Source organism: Burkholderia sp. BCC0044 (assembly GCF_902832955.1).
In the GTDB taxonomy this organism is placed as follows: Bacteria; Pseudomonadota; Gammaproteobacteria; order Burkholderiales; family Burkholderiaceae; genus Burkholderia.
Map to the genome: position 1 here is coordinate 759,247 of NZ_CADFDO010000003.1, position 21,035 is coordinate 780,281.

Here is a 21,035-nt window from a genome sequence, read left to right on the forward strand (position 1 = left end):
ACCCTCGAGCCTTCCGTCAGCCCTTGCCGGACCCGGCCACCGCCACCGCGCGAATCTCGACGCACAGCCCCGGCAGCGCCAGTTGCGTGACGCCGACCGCCGTCCACGATGGGTAACGGTCGGGGAAATACATGTCCTTGACCGCCGCGAAGCCTTCGGTCTCGCGCTGCAGATCCGTATGGAAAGTCGTCAGCTCGACGACGTCGGCGAGGCTCGCGCCGGCTTCCTCGAGGATCGCCTTCAGGCACTCGAACGCGATCCGCGCCTGCGCCTGCACGCCGTCGGCCGGCTGCATCTGCGCGTCGAGGCCGACCTGGCCCGACACCCAGATCGTGTCGCCGACGCGCGTCGCCGGCGAGAAGTGGTACGCGTCGTACCACGGCTGGAACGCGGCCGGCACGATCGATTGGCGCTTCGGTGTTGCTGTCATGATGGGTTCTCCCGGTTCAGACGAGTTGACGGAAACACGGCGCGCGGAACGGATCGCCGGCCTTCAGCCCGGCGAGTTCCTCGACGAACAGCACGCCGGCCGGCGTGAATCCCGAGCGACTTTCGTCGGGCAGCGGGCTGAACACCGCGTCGTCGCCGAAAAAGCGCAGCACGAGCGTATGACGATCGGGGAAATCGGCATCGACCGCGCCGCCGCCGTGCAGCACGCCCGGATGGAGCAGCAGCACGTCGCCCGGCTTCGTTTCCCACGACAGGATGTCGTACGCATCCGGCGCCGCGCGACGCTCGGCCTCGATGTTCGGCAGGCGCGGCCACACGTCGCCGCCGTGCAGCGGGTCGGTCGGGTCCTCGGCATTCTGAAACGTCGTGCCGTCATGCCGCACGCCGTGATGCGAGCCGCGCACGATCTCCAGTGCATTGCGCTTGGGCACATGCTCGAAGCTGATCCACGCATTGCCGAAGTGCATGCCCTGCCACGGCAGGTACGACGTGTCCTGGTGCCACGGCGAGCGTGCGCTCTTGCCGCCGCCCTTCATGAACAGCTCCTCGGCGAAGTACCACACGTGCTTCGAACCCCACAGGTCGGCGAACAACTGCCCGAACGGCAGCGTGCCGACCAGCGCGTCGAGCCGCTCCTTCGCATACGGGTTCGCGTTGTCGTTGTGCGACTTGTATTCGGTGCCGTCGAGCAGCGTCGTCGCCATCGGCCCCGGATTCTCCATTCCCCAGTCGAACACCGTGCGGCATTGCGCGAGTTGCCCGTCGTCGAGCACCCCTTCGACGAGCACGGCTCCGTCCTCGAAGAACGCCTTTCGCTTCATTGCATCCATCGTCTATCTCCCGATTCGTTCAGCCTCAACCGGCGGTTCGTCTTCACTGCCGGCACATCAGTAGAACATGATGACTATGTTAGGTCATCATGACAAAAATAATTAAAAGAAAAAGACGGGGTATTCCCTGTTTCGTCTGCATGATCGAACGTCTGTGGCCGCCCGCCGCCGGCCCGGCATGACAATCGGCTTTCGGCCTTCATACAGGCGCACGACAACGTGCGGCCGCCGCGTCTTCGCGCCTTCAACCGCGCACGCGGTCGAACACCGTGTGCGTGATGAAGCCGACCAGTACCGCATCGGCCAGCGTGTCGGCGGTAGGGCGTGCTTCGGCCGCACCGTGCGACTGCATGCCGTCGCACAGCGCGGTCAGGCCGAGCGCCAGCACCTGCGTGGGCAACGGCAGCGATACACCGACCCGCGCCGCATACGCGTCGATGCAGGCGGCCGCGAGCGCGCGCCGGTCGTGCAGCAACGCGCCGAACCGCGCACGGAACTGCGGATCGCGCGCCGCCTGAAGCTGCGCATCGAGCCACATCAGGCGCGATGCAGGCTGCGTCGTGCCCCTTCGCCAGTACGCAAGCATCGCGCGCTGCGCATCGTCGTCCGGGTCGTGCGCGCCGACGATCCGCTGCAATGCCGCCGCAGCCTCGTCCTGATCGCGCCCCAGCAACTCGAACAGCACGTCGGCCTTGCCGCGGAAGTTCGAGTAGAACGCGCCACGCGTGTGTCCGGCCGCCGCAGCAATGTCTTCCACGCTCGCGGCCGCATAGCCTTTCTCCGCGAAGATCACCCGCGCGGCGTCGATCAGGCGTTCGCGCGTCGCATCGCGCCGCTCGGCGCGGGTCAGGCGAACCCGGTCCATCCGCGCGCTCTGCGATCACGGCAGCCGGCCCGAGCCTTCGCCAATTCCTCAGTAGAGCTACTCATTTCGGATACGACAACACACCGGCATCGGCCCGACTGCGCCCCTTCTCCCGCTCCAGTGCGCAATACGCGTAATAAAGCGTGACGGTCAGGTACGACCAGGTCAGCAGCGCCAGTACGTAGAAATTGAACACGACGTTGGTTTCCTCGCCGGGAATCTTGTAGAAGTCGTAGATGCACGCGATCGCCTGCGCAGCGACGAGCGCGAGCGTCGTCGTCAGCGCATGGAACGCGTGGCCGGCACGCGCGAGCCGCCACACGAAACCGGCGAGATAGATCGACATCAGCGTCCACATCGCCACGTAGAAGTACGGCAGCGCGTGCTGCAACACGCCGGCCACGAGCGCGATCGTTCCGAGCGTCGCGAGCACGAACAGCGTCACGTCCTGCCGCATCGACGGCCGGTAGCCGTGCGTGACGGCCATCAGGCCGGCGACCGCGATCACCGGCATCCCGAACCCGCGCGAGAACGCGTCGAGAAAGTGCGAGATGAAGTACGACACCGGCGATTCGGTCGCGAAGAAGATCACCGCGTTGGACGCGGAGATCGTCACGATCCACCACTCGAGGCCGATCAGGAAGTTGCGCTTGCGCACGAACTTGAAGCCGTATACACCAGTGGTCGCCGCGAGCGTCGCGCTGGAAAGACAAAGAACAAGTGATCTGTGATCCATGGTACGAACTCCCGAGGTCGATTGCTGCCGTTGATTCACTGCGGGGCGGGGTTGACGCTCGCGAGATAGGTCGCGACCGCCGCCCGGTCGTCCGCCGACATCGCCTGCGCGACGCGCTGCATCGTGCCGGTCGCCTCGCTGCGCGAACCCGTCGCGAACGCGTCGAGCTGCGCGAGCAGATAGTCGTAGCCCTGCCCGGCCAGACGCGGGAATTGCGCCTGCCCCGTCAGCCGTGCGCCGTGGCAGGCCGCGCACGCGCCGCCCGTCACCAGTTGTTCGCCTTTCGTGCGCAGTCGGGCATCCGGCTTGAAATAGCGGTTGTCCAGCGGCGCCTGCTTCGCGTAATAGCCGGCCAGGCGGGTGATCTCGGCTTCGCTCATCGTCATCGCGAGCGGGCCCATCGTCGGGTTCGTGCGTTGCCCGCCCGCAAACGCGCGAAGCTGCGCGGCCACGTATTGCGCCGGCTGGCCGGCCAGGCTCGGATACGCCTGGCTCAGCGACGTGCCCTTCACGCCGTGGCAGCCCATGCACGCGTCGGTCACGCGCGGCCACGGGCCGCCGTCGGCGTCGTCGCCTTGCGCGGCCGTGTCGATATGGCGCTGCAGGCGATAGAAGCCGAGCAGCGTCGGGCCGTAGAGCGCCAGCAACGTGCCGATCACCACAAGCACCACGAGCGCCGCGACGAGCAGCATGCGTTTTTTCATCTTCGCTCTCCTAAGCACGACGCAGCGCATTGAGCGCCTGAAGCGCGCTTTGGTGACCGGCGCGCACGGCGCCGTCCATGTAGCCGGCCCAGATGTTCGCGGTCTCGGTGCCCGACCAGATCAGGTTGCCGCACGGCGCGCGCAGCGCGTCGCCGTGCGCGCTCCAGAAGCCGGGCGGGATCGCCGACACGCATGTGAGCGTCCACGGGTCGGCGAGCCCCCAGTCGCGATCGTGGTACGACACCGGCGCGCGCGCTTCGTCGCCCCACGCCTGCGCATAGAGATCCATGTGCATCTGCTTCGCGGCCTGCGGATCCGACGGCATCAGCGCATTCCGGACGAACGCGTTGATCACGCCGATCTCGCCGCCCGGCGGCGAATTGTCGTAAGCCCAGAACACCGGCCCGTCGGTCTGGAAGATGTGGCCGTTCAGGCCCTTGTCGCGCCAGAACGGGCGGCGGTAGACCATCGCCGTCTTGCGCGCCGGCGAATGGGCCGGCCATGCACGCTGCAGCGCGACGCGCTTGTCGGGCAGCGGCGGGTCGAACTGCACCTGGTGACACAGCGCCGGGTGAAGCGCCATCACGACCTTTTTCGCGCGCACCGTGCCGCGATCGGTTTCCAGGGTCACGACGTCGCGGTCCCAGCCGACGATCCGCCGCACCGGCGACGACAGCCGCACCTTGTCGCCCAGTTGCTGCGCCATCCGGATGCTGAGGATCTGCGAGCCGCCGACGAAGCGGGTTTCCTGCGCGCTGTGCTTGATCGAGTCGAGCTGCGCGTAATCGCAATCGGCGGAGTTGATCATCGACAGGAAGTGCAGCAGCCCCATCTTCGCTGGCGCGACGCCGCCCGACAGCGAGATCGACGCGTTCCAGCCCATCCTGTCCTCCGCCTTGATGCCCTGCGTCGCGAGCCAGTCGCCGACCGACAGCCGGTCGAGTTCGCCGGCCTTCGGCGACGTCCACGGCGCACCGGACGGCACGTCGCGCGACAGCTTGCTCAGCTTCGTCGCGACGGCCTCGTCGGTGCCGAAGGTGCCCTCCAGGTCGATCTCGGCGCGCCCGTTGCCGCCGAGAATCACCGTCTTGCCCGCGTAGTAGCTCGGGAACGTGCCGACTTCCAGCTCGCGGGCGAGATCGGCGACCGCCGTCTGGCCCGGGCCGATCCACTGGCCGCCGACTTCGGTCACGAAGCCGCCGCCCACGTCGTAGTTCAGCGTGCGGCCGCCCACGCGGTCGCGCGCCTCGAGCACGACGAACGATTCGCAGCCCGCGTAGCGCAGGTCGCGGGCGGCCGTCAGGCCGGCCAGCCCGGCGCCGACGATCGCGACATCGAGTACATCGCCTTCATGGCCGGCGGCCGGCGCCGCGTCGGCCTTCGCCCGTGCGGCGCCGAGCGCGAGACCGCCCGCCGCGACCGACGCGCCCGCGACCTTGAGCCACTGCCTGCGCTGCAGGTCGGCCGCCCCGCTGATGGATGACTTCCTGGACATGATCTGTGAATGACGCCTGCAATGGGCGCGAACGCCGGCCGCCCTGGCGGCAGGCGGCCATCGTTCGCGCGGAATCTGAAGACGGGATGCGATCCCGATCCGCTTCACCTGCCACCGCCCGCCTGCCCCTGACGGGGCGCGACTCCGGTTCGCATTCCTGCCTGTACACGCGCCGTACTGCTCCGTACCGGTAAGGATTTTCCGGCGCCCTTAATTAGTACATGTTGCAAAAGATAGGTCATGATACATAAAACACGATCGAAAAAAAAAGACAGGGTAATCCCCTGTCTGGGCCGTGCATTTCAGCGCTGCCGAAAGGTCGCGGAAAGATCGCGCCGGCAGTGGCGACCGGTGCGGCCCCACCCGTCTCCGTTCGGTTGCGCGGGCCGTACGGTAGTATGGCGATTCGATGGAATCCCGCTGAATCCGAACGAGTGGCCATGCCCGAATTTTCTTCATCTCCCGGCGCCGGCCAAGGCGCGCAAGCGCTCGTCCTCATCGCCGAGGACGAACCCGAGATCGCCGAGATCCTGACCGCCTATTTCGCGCGCAACGGCCTGCGCACCGTGCACGCCGCCGACGGCCGCCGCGCACTCGAACTCCACCTGTCGCTGAAGCCCGACCTCGTGCTGCTCGACGTGCAGATGCCGCACGTCGACGGCTGGAAGGTGCTCGCCGAGATCCGCCATCGCGGCGACACGCCGGTCATCATGCTGACCGCGCTCGACCAGGACATCGACAAGCTGACCGGGCTGCGCATCGGCGCCGACGACTACGTGGTCAAGCCGTTCAACCCCGCCGAAGTCGTCGCGCGCGCCCAGGCGGTGCTGCGCCGGTCGATGGGCGGCGCGCGTCAGGAAGAGCAGCGCGTGCTGCGCGCCGCGCCGTTCGAGATCGATCTCGAGCATCACGAAGCGACGGTCGAAGTCGACGGCGCGCGCCATACGCTCGTGCTGACGCTCACCGAATTCAAGCTGCTCGCGCAGCTCGCGCGCGCGCCGCGCCGCGTGTTCAGCCGCGCCGAGCTGATGGCCACGTGCCTGCCGGAAGGCGATGCGCTGGAGCGCACGGTCGACAGCCACGTCAGCAAGCTGCGCAAGAAACTCGACGATCTCGGCGTCGCGGGCGTGCCGGCGAGCGTGCGCGGCGTCGGCTACAAACTGTGGAGCGGCGAGTGAGACTCGATGGCCTGAGCCGCCAGATCGCGCTGACGATGGGCGCGATCGCGTTCGGCATCACGGTGCTGATCGTCGTGACGGCCTATGCGTTCTACTACCTGCTGTACCAGTACTCGCCGCAGTCGTTCCAGGCGGTGAGCTGGCTCCCGACCGGGCCGGAGTGGGTGTGGATCGTCTCGACCACGCTGGTCGGCCTGTTGATTGCCGTCATCGTCGCGATCAACCTGTCGCGCCGCATCCTCGTGCCGCTGAATTCGGTGACGGACAGCATCCGCCGCGTCGCGCGCGGCGATCTCGGCGCGCGGGCGGTCGCCGGCGATCGTTCGTTGAAGGAAGCGGCGCTGCTCGCCGACAACTTCAACGCGCTCGCGAGCGAATTGCAGCGCGTGACCGACGAGCAAACGTTCTGGAACGCGGCGATCGCGCACGAGCTGCGCACGCCCGTGACCGTGCTGCGCGGCCGGCTGCAGGGGCTCGCCGAAGGCGTGTTCACGCCGAGCGACGCGCTGTACCGCAGCCTGCTCGCGCAGGTCGAAGGGTTGACGCGGCTGATCGAGGATCTGCGCGTGGTCAGCCTCGCCGACAGCGGCCATCTGAGCATCGAGATCCGCGACACCGATCTCGCCGCCGATGTGCGCGCGGTGGTCGACGTGTTCGCGCACACACTGCAGGCCGCCGGCCAGCATCCGCAGCTCGATCTCGACCCGCGGCGCATGCGTTGCGACCCGGTCCGCATCCGCCAGGCGTTGCTCGCGCTGCTGGAGAACGCGCGCCGCCACGCGGTGCCCGGCACGATCCGGATCCAGACGCGCATCGAGAACGGGATGTGCCGACTGCGCGTCGAGGATGACGGCCCCGGCATCCCGGCCGAGTTCGCGCCGCACGTGTTCCAGGCGTTCCGGCGCGTCGACGAATCGCAACCCGGCGGCAGCGGCCTCGGGCTCGCCGTCGTCGCGGCGATCGCGCATGCGCATCGCGGCGAAGCGCTGTGCGTGCCGACCGGCGCGGGCGGCACGCGGTTCGAGGTGCAGTGGCCCGACGATCTCGTGCCGGCGCCCGAAGGCGAGCGCTTCCCAGCGTAACGCGCGGGCCTTGCCGCTCACGCGCGCGGTTCGCGCCCGACCTGTTCGAGCGGCGGGCTGAACCCGAGCACCGTGTATTCCATCACCGATACCGTCCCTTTCCCGGCCGCGCCCTGCACGATCACCGCGCGCACGGCGCCGGCGCGGTCGAATCTCAGCTGCGTGCCGACGGTCGCGTGACGCAATGCCTCCAGTTCCTCGATCCGCGCGATCGCCAGCTTGCGTACCGCGCCGGACACGTACACGGGCAGGAACGCCAGCGCGATGAAGATCGACACTGCGTCCTTCGACACGCTGTCCAGCACCGGCTGGCCCGACATCACGAGCGACAGCGACGTCGCGGCGACGAAGATCGCGAGCACGGTCGCGCCGACGCCGAGCGACGCGAGCCGCTCGGCCGCCTTCTTCATGCGGGCCTTCACGAGTGCGCGGGCGGTCTCGGACGTCATCAGCCATTCGCGCTGCGCGCCGTAGAACCCGGCGATGCCGAGGAACAGCGTCGCGGCCGCGCTGATCGCGAGGCTGGTGTACAGCGCGCCGGCCATCACGCAGACGAATTCGAGCACGAACACGATCGCGAGCGGGTACAGCAGCAGGCGGAACGCATAGCCGTCGCGGCCGTGCCCGCGGATCCACCATCTCACCGGCGCGAGCTGCCAGAAGCGGCTCTCCGGGCGGAGTGAAAGTTCGTCGTCGTCGGTCAATTTCCCACCTGTCGGGTCCCGCACCGTGCCCGGCGACGGCCGGCACGCCGGCCGTGAATCGGCACGGCCGCAGCCGCATTCTCCCAGATGCACGGCGCGGCGAGAAAGGCGAGAAAGGGCTCGCCGCCGCCCGACCACCACATTTTGTGCATCGCACGACCGATCCTGAGCAAAAAGTATCGGTTCCCGAACTCTTTTGATGTGGTGATCGCGTCGCCCGCGTCACACCATTGTTCCTGCCGTCATCGGCGGCATTCGAACAAGCAGAATCAAGGAGACACGGGTGAACAAGATGCGAATCGTCGCAGCCGGCGTGCTGCTCGGCGCCTGTCTGCCGGGCGTCGCGGCCGCGCAAACCTGCAAGGTGCCGACCCTCCGCGTGCTCGCGCAGAAGAGCCTCGGCCTGTCGGTGATGGAAAAGTCGCTGGCCGACTACGAGAAGAAGAACGGCACGAAGGTCGAGATCAGCTATTTCGGCGAGAACGACCGCCGCGCGAAATCGCGGCTCGACGCGTCGACCGGCGCGGGTTCCTACCAGATCTACTACGTCGACGAGGCGAACGTCGCCGAATTCGCGTCGGCCAACTGGATCGTGCCGCTCCTCAAGTACTACCCGAAGGACTACGACTACGACGACTTCCTGCCCGGCCGCCGCGCGGTCGCGAGCTACAACGGCGTCGCGTACTTCGCGCCGCTGATCGGCGGCGGCGACTTCCTGTTCTATCGCCGCGACCTGCTCGACGCCGCGCACATCCCGGTGCCGAAGACGCTCGACCAGCTCGTCGCCGCGATCAAGCAGCTCAACGCGCCGCCGAAACTGTACGGCTGGGTCGCGCGCGGCCAGCGCGGCTCGGGGATGAACGTGTGGCGCTGGTCGCCGTTCATGCTGGGGATGGGCGGCGCATGGACCGACAAGGGCGGCCAGCCCGCGTTCAACTCGCCGGGCGCGGTGAAGGCCACGCAGCTCTACAGCGACCTGTTCAAGTACGCGCCGCCCGGCTCGGCGACCTACGACTGGAGCAACGCGCTCGAAGCGTTCCGTTCGGGCAAGGTCGCGTTCATGATCGAATCGACGCCGTTCGCCGACTGGATGGAAGACGCGAGCAAGTCGAGCGTGGCCGGCAAGGTCGGCTACACGCGCCCGCCCGCGCCGCTGCCGTCGGCCGCGTACGGCCACGGCTTCGCGATCTCGGCGGTCGGCGCGAAGGACGACTGCACGCGGATGGCCGCCGGCCGCTTCATCGCATGGGCGACCAGCAAGGACCAGGAACAGGCGCGGCTGCGCAACGGCGTGTTCAGCGACTACAACCGCTCGAGCACGATCGGCAGCCCGTACTTCAAGCAGCACGTCGCGCCGCAGATCCAGGCCGGGCTGAACGACACCAACCCCGTCACGCAGGTGACGATCTGGCGCACGCCGCAGTGGCCGGATATCGGCGACAACCTCGGCATCGCGCTCGAACAGGTGTTCACCGGCACGCAGACGGATATCCGCGGCACGCTCGACGACGCGGACCAGTACGCGAAGGACGCGCTCGAACATGGCGCTCGCAAATGACGGCGCCGGCGGACGCGCGCTCGGCGTCCGCCCGGCCTCTTCCCCGCCTTCGGCCCGGCGCGGCCGCGCGCGCCGAGACCGCACGAGCCTGCCGTGGGTGTTCCTCGCGCCGACGCTCGCGCTGCTCGCGGTCCTGAGCCTCGTCCCGACGATCGCCGCGATCAACCTCGCGCTGCGCAATCGCGTGCTGCGCTATCCGGACAGCGAATACGTCGGCCTGCGCAATTTCGTGCGGCTCGCGTCGGACCGGCGCTTCCTGAACGCGATCGAGGTGTCGGTGCTGTGGGAAGTCGTCACGGTCGCGGGCGCGGTGCTCGTCGGCATCGCGCTCGCGGTGTTCCTGTTCGAGCGCGTGCACGGCCGCTGGCGCCGCTTCGCGTCGCTGGTGCTGATCATGCCGGTGCTGCTGCCGCGCGTGTCGGCCGCGTTCATCTGGAAATTCATGTACGCGCCGCTCACCGGCATCCTGAGCTGGCTGCTCGGCGCGCTCGGCGTCGAGCACACCGCGTTCCTCGCCGATCCGCATCTCGCGCTGTACGCGGTCGCGCTCGTCGACGTATGGCAGTGGGGGCTGTTCTTCGCGATCGTGATCCTGAAGCTGCTGGAGACGCTGCCGCCCGAGCCGCTCGAAGCCGCGCGGCTCGACTACGCGACGACGTGGCAAGTGCATGCGTACATCGCGCTGCCGATGCTGAAGGCGCCGCTCGTGAGTCTCGTGTTCATCAAGATGGTCGAGTCGCTGCGCTCGTTCGACCTGATCTACGTGATGACCAAGGGCGGCCCCGGCATCGCGACCGAAACGCTCGATCTCTACGCGTACCAGCAGGGCATCGGCCTCGCGGGCAAGGTGTCGTATGCGTCGGGCATGGCCGTGCTGATGATGGTCGCGACCACGCTCGTGTTCACGCTCATCTGGAAGAGGGTCAACAAATGGGACGACTGATGGCCCGGCGCGGTGCCGCTGCCACCGCCACCGCTTCCACCGTCGCGATCGCCGGCGCGATCCTGCTCGTCGCCGCGTTCCCGCTGTTCTGGGCCGTGCTCAATTCGCTCAAGCACCTGCTCGACATCGTCACGCCGACGCCGCGCTTCTTCTTCACGCCGACGCTCGCGAACTACGAGCAGGTGCTGTCGAGCCCCGAAGTGCTGATCGGGCTAGGCAACAGCATCGCGATCGTCGGCGCGGCCGTGCTGATCGGCGCGGTGCTCGGCGTGCCGGCCGCCTATGCGATCGCGCGCTACCCGGTGCGCGGCAAGCGCGACATCCAGTTCTTCCTGCTGTCGCTGCGCTTCCTGCCGCCCGTCGCGGTCGCGCTGCCGCTGATCGCGATCTGGGTCGATCTCGGGCTGTACGACACGAAGCTGTCGATGATCGTCACGTACCTGCTCGTCACGCTGTCGACCATCACGTGGCTGTCGATCCCCGTGTTCCGGCGCCTGCCGCGCGAGATCGAGGAAGCCGCCGCGCTCGACGGCTACGGCCCGTACGCGGTGTTCTGGCACATCGCGCTGCCGGTGTGCGCGAGCACGCTGCTCGGCGGCATCGTGTTCAGCTTCGTGCTGGTGTGGAACGAACTGATGATCGCGCTCGCGCTCACGTCGTCGCGCAGCGCGACGCTGCCGGTGGTCGCATCCGCGTTCACGTCGCTCGGCCAGGAAGTGCCGTGGGGCGTGATCAACGCGTCGACGGTGCTGCTCGCGCTGCCGCCGCTCGTCTTCGTCGGCATGCTGAGCCGGCTGCTCAATTCGATGGTCAAGGGAAAATAAGGAGAACATGTTGAAAGCACTCGTCCTCGAACGCACGCGCGAACTCGCGCTGCGCGACATCGACCTGCCGCAACAGGTCGGCCCCGGCGACGTCCAGATCAAGGTGCATACGGTCGGCGTCTGCGGCAGCGACGTGCATTACTACGTGCACGGCGGGATCGGCCCGTTCCGCGTCGACGCGCCGATGGTGCTCGGCCACGAAGCGTCCGGCACCGTCGTCGAGACCGGCGCCGGCGTCACGCACCTGCGCGTCGGCGACCGCGTGTGCATGGAGCCCGGCGTGCCGCGCCTCGATTCGCCCGCGACGCTGCGCGGGCTCTACAACCTCGACCCCGACGTGCGCTTCTGGGCGACACCGCCGATCCACGGCTGCCTGACGCCGTTCGTCGTGCATCCGGCCGCGTTCACGTACCGGCTGCCCGACAACGTGTCGTTCGCCGAAGGCGCGATCGTCGAGCCGCTGTCGATCGGCCTGCAGGCCGCGAAGAAGGCGGCGATGAAGCCGGGCGACCTTGCCGTCGTGATCGGCGCGGGCACGATCGGCGCGATGACGGCGCTCGCCGCGCTCGCCGGCGGCGCCGCGCGCGTGATCCTCGCCGACGTCGTGCCGGACAAGCTCGCGCTGTTCGCCGGCAAGCCGGCCGTCACGACCGTCGACGTGCGCACGCGGCCGCTGGCCGACGCGGTGGCCGAAGCGTCCGGCGGCTGGGGTGCGGACGTCGTGTTCGAGGCGAGCGGCAGCGCGAACGCGTATGCGGGCCTCGTCGACCTGATGTGCCCCGGCGGCTGCGCGGTGCTGATCGGGATGCCGGTCGCGCCGGTGCCGCTCGACGTGGTCGCGCTGCAGGCGAAGGAAGGCCGCATCGAATCGGTGTTCCGCTACGCGAACATCTTCCCGCGCGCACTCGCGCTGATCGCGTCCGGCGCGATCGACGTGAAGCCGTTCATTTCGCGCACGTTCCCGTTTTCCGAAGGCGTGCGTGCGTTCGAGGAAGCGGCGAGCGGCTTGCCGAGCGACGTCAAGATTCAGATCGAAATGGATTGAGCCATGGCCCGAATCGTCTGCCACGCTTTGTCGAAACACTACGACGGCGGCCCCGCCGTGCTGCATCCGCTCGACCTCGAAATCGCCGACGGAGAATTCATCGTGCTGCTCGGCCCGTCCGGCTGCGGCAAATCGACGATGCTGCGGATGATCGCGGGCCTCGAGGCGATCACCGGCGGCGAGCTCGTGATCGGCGACGCGGTCGTCAACGACCTGCCGTCGCGCGAGCGCAATGTCGCGATGGTGTTCCAGAACTACGCGCTGTACCCGCACATGACGGTGTACGACAACATCGCGTTCGGCCTGCGGCGGCTGAAGGTGCCGGCCGACGAGATCGATCGCCGCGTGCGCGACGTCGCGCGCATCCTGAGCCTCGATGCGCTGCTCGACCGCCGCCCGCGCGCGATGTCGGGCGGCCAGCAGCAGCGCGCGGCGATCGCGCGCGCGATGATCAAGACGCCGGCCGTGTTCCTGTTCGACGAGCCGTTGTCGAACCTCGACGCGAAGCTGCGCACGCAGTTGCGCGGCGACATCAAGCGGCTGCACCGGCAACTGAAGACGACCACGCTGTACGTCACGCACGATCAGCTCGAAGCGATGACGCTCGCCGACCGCGTCGTGCTGATGCGCGGCGGCCACATCGAGCAGATCGGCACGCCGGCGGAGCTGTACGGCCAGCCGCATACGGTGTTCGCCGCCGGGTTCGTCGGCACGCCCGCGATGAACTTCGCGGACGGCACGATCGAGCGCGTCGGCGCGAACGTGCTGGTCGACTGCAACGGCGCACGCTGGCCGCTCGCGTCTTCACGCTTCGCGCGACTTCAGCACGGCCAGCAGGTGAAGGCCGCGATCCGCCCGAACCACCTGCGGCTCGTCGCCGAAGGCGATCCGACCCCCGGCGCGCTCGCGCTGACCGGCACGGTCGAGCTCGTCGAGCTGCTCGGCGCGGAGGCGCTCGTCACGCTGGACTGGCGCGGCCAGCCGTGCGCGGCCCTCGTGCCGGCCCCGATGGCCCCGGCGCCCGGCGCCGTGGTAGCGTTTCGCTTCGACGAAGAAGCGCTGCATCTGTTCGACGCCGGCACCGAGCGCAACGTCACGCTGCCGGATGCGAACCCGATCGCGCACGCGGCGCCGCCGGCCGCCGCGACGCGCGCCACGCCGCCTGCCGCGACGGGCTGGTCGATGTCCCGTCCGTAGCACGCCGGCACGCCCCGACGGAGCACACGATGAACCCGGATCTCGAGATCGTTCCCACCCACCGCGACGAATCGTTCCGCGCGTGGGTCCACGACTATCCGCACTCGGTCGCGAAGTGGCACTTCCATCCCGAGTACGAGATTCACCTGATCCAGGCGTCGCGCGGCAAGGTGTTCGTCGGCGACCACATCGGCGATTTCGGTCCCGGCAACCTGATCGTCACCGGGCCGAACCTGCCGCACAACTGGGTCAGCGAACTCGCCGACGGCGAACGCGTGCCGTCGCGCGACGTCGTGCTGCAGTTCTCGCGCGATGCGATCGAGAAGATGGTCGGCGCGTTCAGCGAGCTGCAGCCGGTGATCGACCTGATCGACGACGCGGCACGCGGCGTGCAGTTTCCCGACCGCGTCGGCGTCGAGGTCGCGCCGCTGATGCTCGAACTCGCGAACGCGCACGGCTGCCGGCGCGTCGAGATCCTGATGTCGCTGTTCGACCGGCTGTCGTCGTGCCGCGAGCGGCGCGTGCTCGCGGGGCCCGGCTACCGCAGCGACGCGCAGCACTACATGTCGTCGACCATCAACCAGGTGCTGTCGTACCTGCAGCAGAACCTGCCCGGCATGCTGCGCGAAGCCGACGTCGCCGCGTTCGCCGGCATGAGCGTCAGCACCTTCACGCGGTTTTTCCGGCGTCACACCGGCTCGTCGTTCGTGCGCTACCTGAACCGGCTGCGCATCAACGAGGCGTGCGAGCTGCTGATGTTTTCCGACCTGACGGTGACCGACATCTGCTACCGGGTTGGCTTCAACAACCTGTCGAACTTCAACCGTCAGTTTCTCGCGATGAAGCAGGTGCCGCCGTCGAAGTTCCGCGCGCTGCACCGGCTCAACGAACCGCACGGCCGCGACGACGCGCCGCCCGCGCGACGCGCGCCGCCGCCGCCGCCGCGTACCCCAGACAGGACGCTTCACACGTGACATTCCTCGGCATCGATCTCGGCACGTCCGAGGTCAAGGTTCTGCTCACCGATTCCCGATCGGCCCCCCTCGCGACGGGCGCGGCCACGCTGTCGATCAGCCGGCCGCATCCGCATTGGTCCGAACAAAGCCCGCAGGCGTGGTGGCACGCGATGCTCGACGCGATCGCATCGGTGCGCGCCGCGCACCCGGCCGGCTTCGCCGCGCTGCGCGGCATCGCGCTGTCCGGGCAGATGCACGGCGCGACGCTGATCGACCGCGCGGACCAGGTGCTGCGCCCCGCGATCCTGTGGAACGACACGCGCGCCGGCACCGAATGCGTGGAGCTCGAGGCGCTGGTGCCGGAATCGCGCGCGATCACCGGCAACATGGCGATGCCCGGCTTCACCGCGCCGAAGCTGCTGTGGCTCGCGAAATACGAGCCGGCCGTGTTTCGCGCGGTGCACAAGGTGCTGCTGCCGAAGGACTACCTGATCTGGCGCCTGTCCGGCGAATTCGTGTCCGACATGTCCGACGCGTCGGGCACGCTGTGGCTCGACTGCGCGCGCCGCGACTGGTCCGACCGGATGCTCGCCGCGACCGAGCTGTCGCGCGCGCAGATGCCGCGCCTCGTCGAAGGCAACACGGCCGCCGCGCAATTGCGCGACGCGCTGCGGCGCGAATGGGGGATCGCCGGGCCCGTGACGATCGCCGGCGGCGCCGGCGACAACGCGGCGTCCGCGATCGGCATGGGCGTCACGGGCGCCGGCAGCGGCTTCCTGTCGCTCGGCACGTCGGGCGTGCTGTTCGCCGGCAACGACCGCTTCGCGCCGAACCCGGACGCGGCCGTGCACGCGTTCTGCCACTGCGTCGAAGGGCGCTGGCACCAGATGAGCGTGATCCTGTCGGCCGCCGCGAGCCTCGACTGGCTCGCACGCGCGCACGGCTCGACACCCGGCCTGCTCGCGGCGCGCGCCGAACGCGCCGATCCGGCTCTCGCGCCGCTGTTCCTGCCGTATCTCGGCGGCGAGCGCACGCCGCACAACGACGCGCATGCGCGCGGCGTGTTCTTCGGGCTGTCGAACGAACACGATGCGGACGATCTCGCGTATGCGGTGATGGAAGGCGTCGCGTTCGCGATGGCCGACGGTTACGACGCGCTGCGTGCGGCCGGCACGACGCTCGACGCGGTGTCGTTCATCGGCGGCGGCTCGAAGAGCGCGTTCTGGGCGCGGCTGTGCGCGAATGCGACCGGGCTCGCGATGCGGCGTCATGCGGACGGCGCGGTCGGTGCTGCACTCGGCGCGGCGCGGCTCGCCCGGCTGGCGGCGACGAACGACAGCCTGGAAGAAGTCTGCGTCGCGCCGCCCGTCACGGAGACGGTCGCGCCCGATCCCGCGTCCGTCGATCTGCTGGCGGGGCGGCTCGCGCGCTATCGACGGTTGTATCGCGTGTTGCGGGACGAGTTCGCGGCCGCCGACTGAACGGGAACGGCCGCGCGATCGCGCTTGACCCGGCCCTTGGGATCGCCTTTATGCTGACCGCAACGAATCGACAGCAAAGAGGTGACGGATGGGTACAGCCACACCGCGTTTGAACGCATCGGCCGCCGCCGCGCGGCTCGGCGTCTCGATCAAGGCGCTGCGGCTGTACGAGCGGCACGGCCTCGTCACGCCCGAACGCACGCCGGCCGGATACCGCGCGTACGGCCCAGCCGACCTCGCGCGCGCTGCCGACATCGCGGCACTGCGCAAGCTCGGCCTCGGTCTCGCGCAGGTGGCGAGCGTGCTCGACGGCGACGCGCGCAGTCTCGACGCCGCGCTGGCTGCTCACGAAGCGGCGCTCGATCACGGGATTCAGGATCTCGTCGGCAAGCTCGACAGCGTGCGCGCGATGCGCGCCGGCCTGGCACGAGGGCGAATGCCGGCGGAAGGCGAACTCACGCGGCTGGTCGACGCTGGCAGCGCCGGCGTCGCGTTCAACCTGCCGTGGCCGTGGGGCGGTGAGTGGTTCGAGTGTCGCGATATCCGGCCGTTGAACTACATCATCGGTTCGCTGGGGAGCGGCAAGACGCGGCTCGCGCTTCGGCTGGCCGACGCGCTGCCCGACGCGGTGTTCGTCGGACTCGATCGGCTGGACGACGATTGTGCTGCTGCGTTGGATGCATTGCGCGCAGATCCGGAACTGAAGTCGCGCGTCGAACGCACCGCGGCGGTGCTCGTCGGCAACGGCGCGACGCCGTCGCCAGCGCTGACCGCCCTGCTCGTCAGCCTCGAAGCGGAAGGCCCGCGCGTGCGAATCGTCGACATGATCGAACAGGGTCTCGACCGGGCCACGCAACTGGCGTTGATCGCGCATCTGCGCGAATCCGCGGCCGCCGGCATGCGGCCACTGTTCCTGCTGACGCGCTCGTCGGCGATCCTCGATCTCGCGGCGGTCGGCCCCGACGAAACCATCCTGTTGTGCCCGGCCAATCACAGCCCGCCCGCGCGCGTGGCGCCTTACCCCGGCGCGCCGGGGTATGAAGCCGTGGCCACGTGCCTGGCGTCGCCGGAGGTCCGGGAGCGGATTGCGCGGCGGCCAACGACGGCGTGAGCCACCGTCACGATCCCGGCCGCCCCATTCTCCGCGCCATCGCCGGGCTCACCGCATGCACGGGATCGAAGCCGAAGAACTCGAGCACGTGCCGCGCGACGTCGTCGCGATCGTTGTCCGCGCAGATCATGTGATAGCTGTTCTCCAGCACGATCCCGCGCGCGTCGGGCAGCTTTTCCAGCAGGAAGTCGGCCGAGCGCAGGCTCGTCAGTTCGTCCTCGCGCGCATGCAGCACGAGCGTCGGGCACGGCGTGCCGGCCGCGGCGTCGAGCACCCAGTCGCGCATCCGGTCCACCTGCCGCACGCACGCGAGCGGCACCCACGCATAGTGGAAGCTGTCCTGCCGCTCGAACTTCTTCTTCACGATCGCGCGGATCGTCGCGTTCTTGATGCCGAACGGATCGCCTTCCTCCACGCGCATCCGTTCGGCGACACCCGGCACGCGATACAGCACGTGCCGCAGCGACCGATACCACGGCGTCGACCAGCCGTCGATGAACACCGGCGCGGCCAGCAGCGCGAGCCGGCCGCGCGCATGCTGCACGCGATGACACAGCAGCAGCGCGACGAGCGCGCCCATGCACATCCCCGCGACGTGCAGCGTGTCGTACTCGCGTTCCAGCGCGCGGTACTGCTCGGTCACCGCGTCGAGCCACGCCTCGGCGCGCACGCCGACCAGATCCTCGGGGCGCGTGCCGTGCCCCGGCAGCGTGATCATGTGCGTGTCGCCGCCCGCGCGCCGTATCGCCTTGTGCAGCGAACCGAGATCGTATTGCGTGCCGCCGAGCCCGTGGATCAGCAGCACGCCCGTGCGGCCCGTCATGACGCGCACCCGCTCATTCGTCCGCCGGCCACACGCGCTCGATCTGCCAGACGCCCGCCACCACCGTCACGTCGACGTTCGAATCGAGCAGCGGCGCGCCGTGGTCGGTGATCGTCTGCGTGCCGCCGTCGCGCAGCACGATGCGCAGCGACAGCGACGCGCGATCCTCGCCCGCGATCTCCGCGTTCCAGTAGTCGCGCAGCGCGTCGCGGTCGCCCGGCTGCACGCGTTCGAGCACGAGCGGCACGCTCGCGATCTGCGCGACGTCGACGCCGACGCCGAACACGCGCTCGACGTCGCCGCTCCATTCGATGCGGCCCGACTCGGGATCGAGCACGTAAGCGATCTGGCCGGCGCTCGCGAGCGCGAGCTCCATGTTGTTCTGCAGCACCGCCGCATGCTCGTGCACGCGCTCGCGCGTCGTCTTCAGCGTGCTGACCGTCAGCACCAGCAGCGACGCGACCGCCAGATAGAGCTGCGCTTCGAGCAGCGCGCTGCCGTAATGCTCGTGGAACGACGCGAACGGGCCGTCGCCCTGCGCGGTCTGCTCGATCACGATCAGCGCGAGCACCAGCACCGACGACGAGCCAGCACGGCCGCCGAGCAGCAGCGTCACCGCGACGGTCAGGAACAGCGGGATATACGTGAGCGCGAAGCCGGCGCCCGTGCCGAATTTCCGCGACGTATCGCCGTCGAAGATCACGAGCGCGACGACCGCGAGCAGCGCGAACGCGACGATGCCGAGCATCAGGTCGAAGCGCTCGTGATCGCCCGAGCGGTGCGCGCGAAAACGCGACCACGATGCGAGCACCGGCGTGACCAGCAGCACGCCGACGAAATCGGACGCGGCCCACACCGACCACACGTCGAAGAACGGCGCGCCCTTGAGCGTCGTGTACCACGCCGCGCCGCCGGTCGCGCCCACCACGCCCGCGATCAGCCCGGCGAGGATCACCGAGCGCAGGAAGTACAGCCCTTCGAGCGAAAAGCGCACGCGCTGCACGAGCCACACCGCGAGCGCGGCCGCGCCGACCTCGTCGACCGTGAACAGCACCGCGTTGACGAGGCTGCCGTGCTCGATGCCGGACAGCACGAGCTGCCCGACCAGGAACGCGCCGGCCAGCGTCAGCCATTCGCGCATCGGCCGCAGCATGAACGCGCCGACCGTCACGCCGGCCGGCAGCCAGATGTAGCCCGTCAGCCGGACGGGGCCGTTGAACTCGTGAGAGATGTAGCCGGTCGCGAGATACAGCGCCGCCCAGAGCAGCGCGGCGACGAGCCCCGGCCGCGATCGTTTGGTGTCCATCGAGAATCCCTGTGTATTGCGCCGTGCGTGCGAGCGATGTGCGAATGATAGGCGAACGGCGGAATACCGGAACCGGAAGGCGGCAGCACGTTCGGGGCACCGGCGCGCCCGCAAGCTGGCGAATGTGACCGGGAGAGTATCGGAAAAGTTCGTTGCTTGCCGGGGCTATCGGGACACGTCCGCAAGCGGTCTTGTCCGGATGGCCAAAATCGCCCGCGGCCAGCCATTCGCCCCTACGATGAAAGGCATCCGGAAGCGTTCGTTTCGGGTATCGTCCACCTCTCCTGCCCGCACTCGACATGACCGCACACAATGGAAACAGTACCGACCCGGCCGATATCGGCCCCTTCGACGCCATGAGCCGGTTTCGCATCACTTACGACGGGCCCACGCTCGAATCGTCCGAGATGGACGTGCGCGAACTCGCGCCCGCGCTGCTCGCCTTCGGCGATTTGCTCGACGCGTCGACGCGCGCGCTGTGCGGCGATCAGGTCCGGCCGCAGGTCAACGTGCGCGGCAGCTTCAAGACCGGCAGCTTCGGTATCGACTTCACACTCGCGACCTCGCTGCTCGGCCGCATGCGCGACATGCTGAGCGGCAACGAAAGCACGGCGCTCGCCAATGCGGTCACCATCCTGACCGCGCTCGGCATCGCCGCACCCAAGGCGAGGAAGGGGCTTTTCGCCGTCCTCAAATGGCTGCGCGGGCGCGAGATCACGCACGTGCGGATGCAGGATCACACCGCAGTGCTGGACGTCGACGGCGACACACTCGAAATCGACCTGCCCGTGCTCACACTGCTGCGCGACGTCCGCGTTCGCCGTGCCACCGCGCAAGTGCTGGCGCCGCTCGCGCGCGAAGGCATCGAGATTTTCGCGGCCGGCACCGATACCGAGGTGTACGAGACGGTCGCCCGCAACGAGATCGCATGGTTTCACGCGCCGGAGCCAGCCGATGCGCTCCTGCTCGACGAGCATCGCAAGATGGCGTTCTCGATCGTGTCGCTCGCGTTCAAGGACGACAACAAGTGGCGGCTGTACGACGGCACGTCGACGATTCACGCGACGATCACCGATGCCGGCTTCCTGTCGCGCGTGAACAACAGCCAGATCAGTTTCAGCAAGGGGGACGTGCTGTTGTGTAATGTCCGTATGCAGCAGTGGCAAACCTCGGACGGCGCAAAAACCGAGTACGAGGTCACGAATGTCCTCGAACACCGTCCGGCCGGCTTGCAGATTCCGTTGTCGGGCCTGTGATCCACGTCGCGGCCTCACGCCCGGCGCAACCTCTCCTCACTCATGCAACCGGCGATCCATCTGCGTGCCGCGTCCCAGGAAGATATCCCGTTCCTGCTGACGCTCCGTCGACTCACGATGACCGAGCACCTGCAGCGCGTCGGCGCGCCGATCGACGATGAAGCGCACGACCGGCGCATTCGTGCGAACTTCGACGACGCGATGATCGTCTGCGAAGGCGGCGACGCCATCGGCCTGCTGAAGGTGACGCGCGCCGCCGATGAATGGCACGTCCATCAGATCCAGATCCTCCCCGCGCGTCAGGGCCACGGCATCGGCGAAGCCGTGCTGCGCGCATTGCTGACCGACGCGGCACGCGCGCAGGTGTCGGTATCGCTCAGCGTGCTGCACGGCAACCCGGCGCGGCGGCTCTACGAACGGCTCGGCTTTCGTGTCGCGTCGGAAACCGATACGAGCGCGAACCTGATCTGGCGCGCGTGACGCGCGTCATG

Annotated in this window: 21 protein-coding genes; 12 read left to right on the top strand and 9 right to left on the bottom strand. The window is 68.6% G+C overall.

Translation table 11 applies throughout. The annotated features are described in order from the left end of the window. Positions 1-16: 16 nt before the first annotated feature. From HWX14_RS20400 to HWX14_RS20425, 6 genes are all read right to left on the bottom strand, one after another. Positions 17-430 (bottom strand): RidA family protein, encoded by a 414-nt coding sequence (locus HWX14_RS20400; protein ID WP_175767069.1) that lies wholly within the window; start codon positions 428-430, stop codon positions 17-19. Between the two features lie 16 nt (positions 431-446). Further along, positions 447-1,280: a phytanoyl-CoA dioxygenase family protein gene (locus HWX14_RS20405; protein WP_175884209.1), complete on the bottom strand. Its 834-nt coding sequence runs from the start codon at positions 1,278-1,280 to the stop codon at positions 447-449. A 244-nt stretch (positions 1,281-1,524) separates the two neighbouring features. Next, positions 1,525-2,145 (bottom strand): TetR family transcriptional regulator, encoded by a 621-nt coding sequence (locus tag HWX14_RS20410; protein ID WP_175884210.1) that lies wholly within the window; start codon positions 2,143-2,145, stop codon positions 1,525-1,527. A gap of 61 nt (positions 2,146-2,206) precedes the next feature. Continuing rightward, a complete protein-coding gene (locus HWX14_RS20415) occupies positions 2,207-2,881 on the bottom strand; it encodes a hypothetical protein (protein WP_175884211.1) in 675 nt (224 codons plus the stop codon). A 35-nt stretch (positions 2,882-2,916) separates the two neighbouring features. Beyond that, positions 2,917-3,585, bottom strand: coding sequence for a c-type cytochrome (locus HWX14_RS20420; protein ID WP_175884212.1), 669 nt, complete (start codon positions 3,583-3,585; stop codon positions 2,917-2,919). Between the two features lie 10 nt (positions 3,586-3,595). After that, positions 3,596-5,080: an FAD-dependent oxidoreductase gene (locus tag HWX14_RS20425; RefSeq protein WP_175884213.1), complete on the bottom strand. Its 1,485-nt coding sequence runs from the start codon at positions 5,078-5,080 to the stop codon at positions 3,596-3,598. A 440-nt stretch (positions 5,081-5,520) separates the two neighbouring features. On the opposite strand from HWX14_RS20425, the gene HWX14_RS20430 reads away from it, so the two are divergent. Together HWX14_RS20430 and HWX14_RS20435 are read left to right on the top strand one after the other, a co-directional pair. Then, positions 5,521-6,258, top strand: a complete 738-nt coding sequence (locus HWX14_RS20430) for a response regulator (protein ID WP_175884214.1) — start codon at positions 5,521-5,523, stop codon at positions 6,256-6,258. Then, a complete protein-coding gene (locus HWX14_RS20435; RefSeq protein ID WP_175884215.1) occupies positions 6,255-7,340 on the top strand; it encodes an ATP-binding protein in 1,086 nt (361 codons plus the stop codon). The genes HWX14_RS20430 and HWX14_RS20435 overlap by 4 nt, the downstream gene beginning before the upstream one ends. A 17-nt stretch (positions 7,341-7,357) precedes the next feature. Here HWX14_RS20435 and HWX14_RS20440 read toward each other — a convergent pair whose 3' ends face one another. Next, positions 7,358-8,044, bottom strand: coding sequence for a hypothetical protein (locus HWX14_RS20440; RefSeq protein WP_175884216.1), 687 nt, complete (start codon positions 8,042-8,044; stop codon positions 7,358-7,360). Between the two features lie 283 nt (positions 8,045-8,327). Between HWX14_RS20440 and HWX14_RS20445 the strand changes: the two genes are divergently transcribed. The 8 genes from HWX14_RS20445 to HWX14_RS20480 all read left to right on the top strand — a co-directional run bounded on the left by HWX14_RS20445 (position 8,328) and on the right by HWX14_RS20480 (position 17,159). Then, the gene (locus HWX14_RS20445; RefSeq protein WP_175884217.1) at positions 8,328-9,602 is read left to right on the top strand and encodes a sugar ABC transporter substrate-binding protein; all 1,275 of its coding nucleotides are present in this window, start codon (positions 8,328-8,330) and stop codon (positions 9,600-9,602) included. Next, positions 9,586-10,545: a sugar ABC transporter permease gene (locus tag HWX14_RS20450; protein WP_244130282.1), complete on the top strand. Its 960-nt coding sequence runs from the start codon at positions 9,586-9,588 to the stop codon at positions 10,543-10,545. Before HWX14_RS20445 ends, HWX14_RS20450 begins: the two co-directional genes overlap by 17 nt. After that, positions 10,533-11,369, top strand: a complete 837-nt coding sequence (locus HWX14_RS20455; RefSeq protein WP_175884218.1) for a carbohydrate ABC transporter permease — start codon at positions 10,533-10,535, stop codon at positions 11,367-11,369. The genes HWX14_RS20450 and HWX14_RS20455 overlap by 13 nt, the downstream gene beginning before the upstream one ends. 10 nt (positions 11,370-11,379) lie before the next feature. Continuing rightward, positions 11,380-12,414, top strand: a complete 1,035-nt coding sequence (locus HWX14_RS20460) for an NAD(P)-dependent alcohol dehydrogenase (protein WP_175884640.1) — start codon at positions 11,380-11,382, stop codon at positions 12,412-12,414. Between the two features lie 3 nt (positions 12,415-12,417). Then, positions 12,418-13,611, top strand: a complete 1,194-nt coding sequence (ugpC, locus tag HWX14_RS20465; protein WP_175884219.1) for a sn-glycerol-3-phosphate ABC transporter ATP-binding protein UgpC — start codon at positions 12,418-12,420, stop codon at positions 13,609-13,611. A gap of 29 nt (positions 13,612-13,640) precedes the next feature. Next, entirely contained in the window at positions 13,641-14,585 is a 945-nt protein-coding gene (locus HWX14_RS20470) for an AraC family transcriptional regulator (protein WP_175884220.1), read from the top strand. Beyond that, positions 14,582-16,048, top strand: coding sequence for a xylulokinase (gene xylB, locus HWX14_RS20475; protein ID WP_175884221.1), 1,467 nt, complete (start codon positions 14,582-14,584; stop codon positions 16,046-16,048). Before HWX14_RS20470 ends, xylB begins: the two co-directional genes overlap by 4 nt. An 88-nt stretch (positions 16,049-16,136) precedes the next feature. Further along, on the top strand, positions 16,137-17,159 hold the full coding sequence (locus tag HWX14_RS20480; RefSeq protein ID WP_175884222.1) for a MerR family transcriptional regulator: 1,023 nt from the start codon (positions 16,137-16,139) through the stop codon (positions 17,157-17,159). 7 nt (positions 17,160-17,166) lie between these two features. Here the strand turns inward: HWX14_RS20480 and HWX14_RS20485 are convergent, their stop codons facing one another. Together HWX14_RS20485 and HWX14_RS20490 are read right to left on the bottom strand one after the other, a co-directional pair. Then, positions 17,167-17,982 (bottom strand): alpha/beta fold hydrolase, encoded by an 816-nt coding sequence (locus HWX14_RS20485; protein WP_175884223.1) that lies wholly within the window; start codon positions 17,980-17,982, stop codon positions 17,167-17,169. A 13-nt stretch (positions 17,983-17,995) separates the two neighbouring features. Further along, positions 17,996-19,288 carry an MASE1 domain-containing protein gene (locus HWX14_RS20490; protein WP_175884224.1) on the bottom strand — a complete coding sequence of 431 codons (1,293 nt, stop codon included), beginning with the start codon at positions 19,286-19,288 and terminating at the stop codon, positions 17,996-17,998. 299 nt (positions 19,289-19,587) lie between these two features. Here HWX14_RS20490 and HWX14_RS20495 point away from each other — a divergent pair, with 299 nt between their 5' ends. Together HWX14_RS20495 and HWX14_RS20500 are read left to right on the top strand one after the other, a co-directional pair. After that, positions 19,588-20,544, top strand: a complete 957-nt coding sequence (locus tag HWX14_RS20495) for a hypothetical protein (protein ID WP_175884225.1) — start codon at positions 19,588-19,590, stop codon at positions 20,542-20,544. 42 nt (positions 20,545-20,586) lie between these two features. Beyond that, the gene (locus tag HWX14_RS20500) at positions 20,587-21,024 is read left to right on the top strand and encodes a GNAT family N-acetyltransferase (RefSeq protein ID WP_175884226.1); all 438 of its coding nucleotides are present in this window, start codon (positions 20,587-20,589) and stop codon (positions 21,022-21,024) included. Positions 21,025-21,035 lie beyond the last annotated feature (11 nt).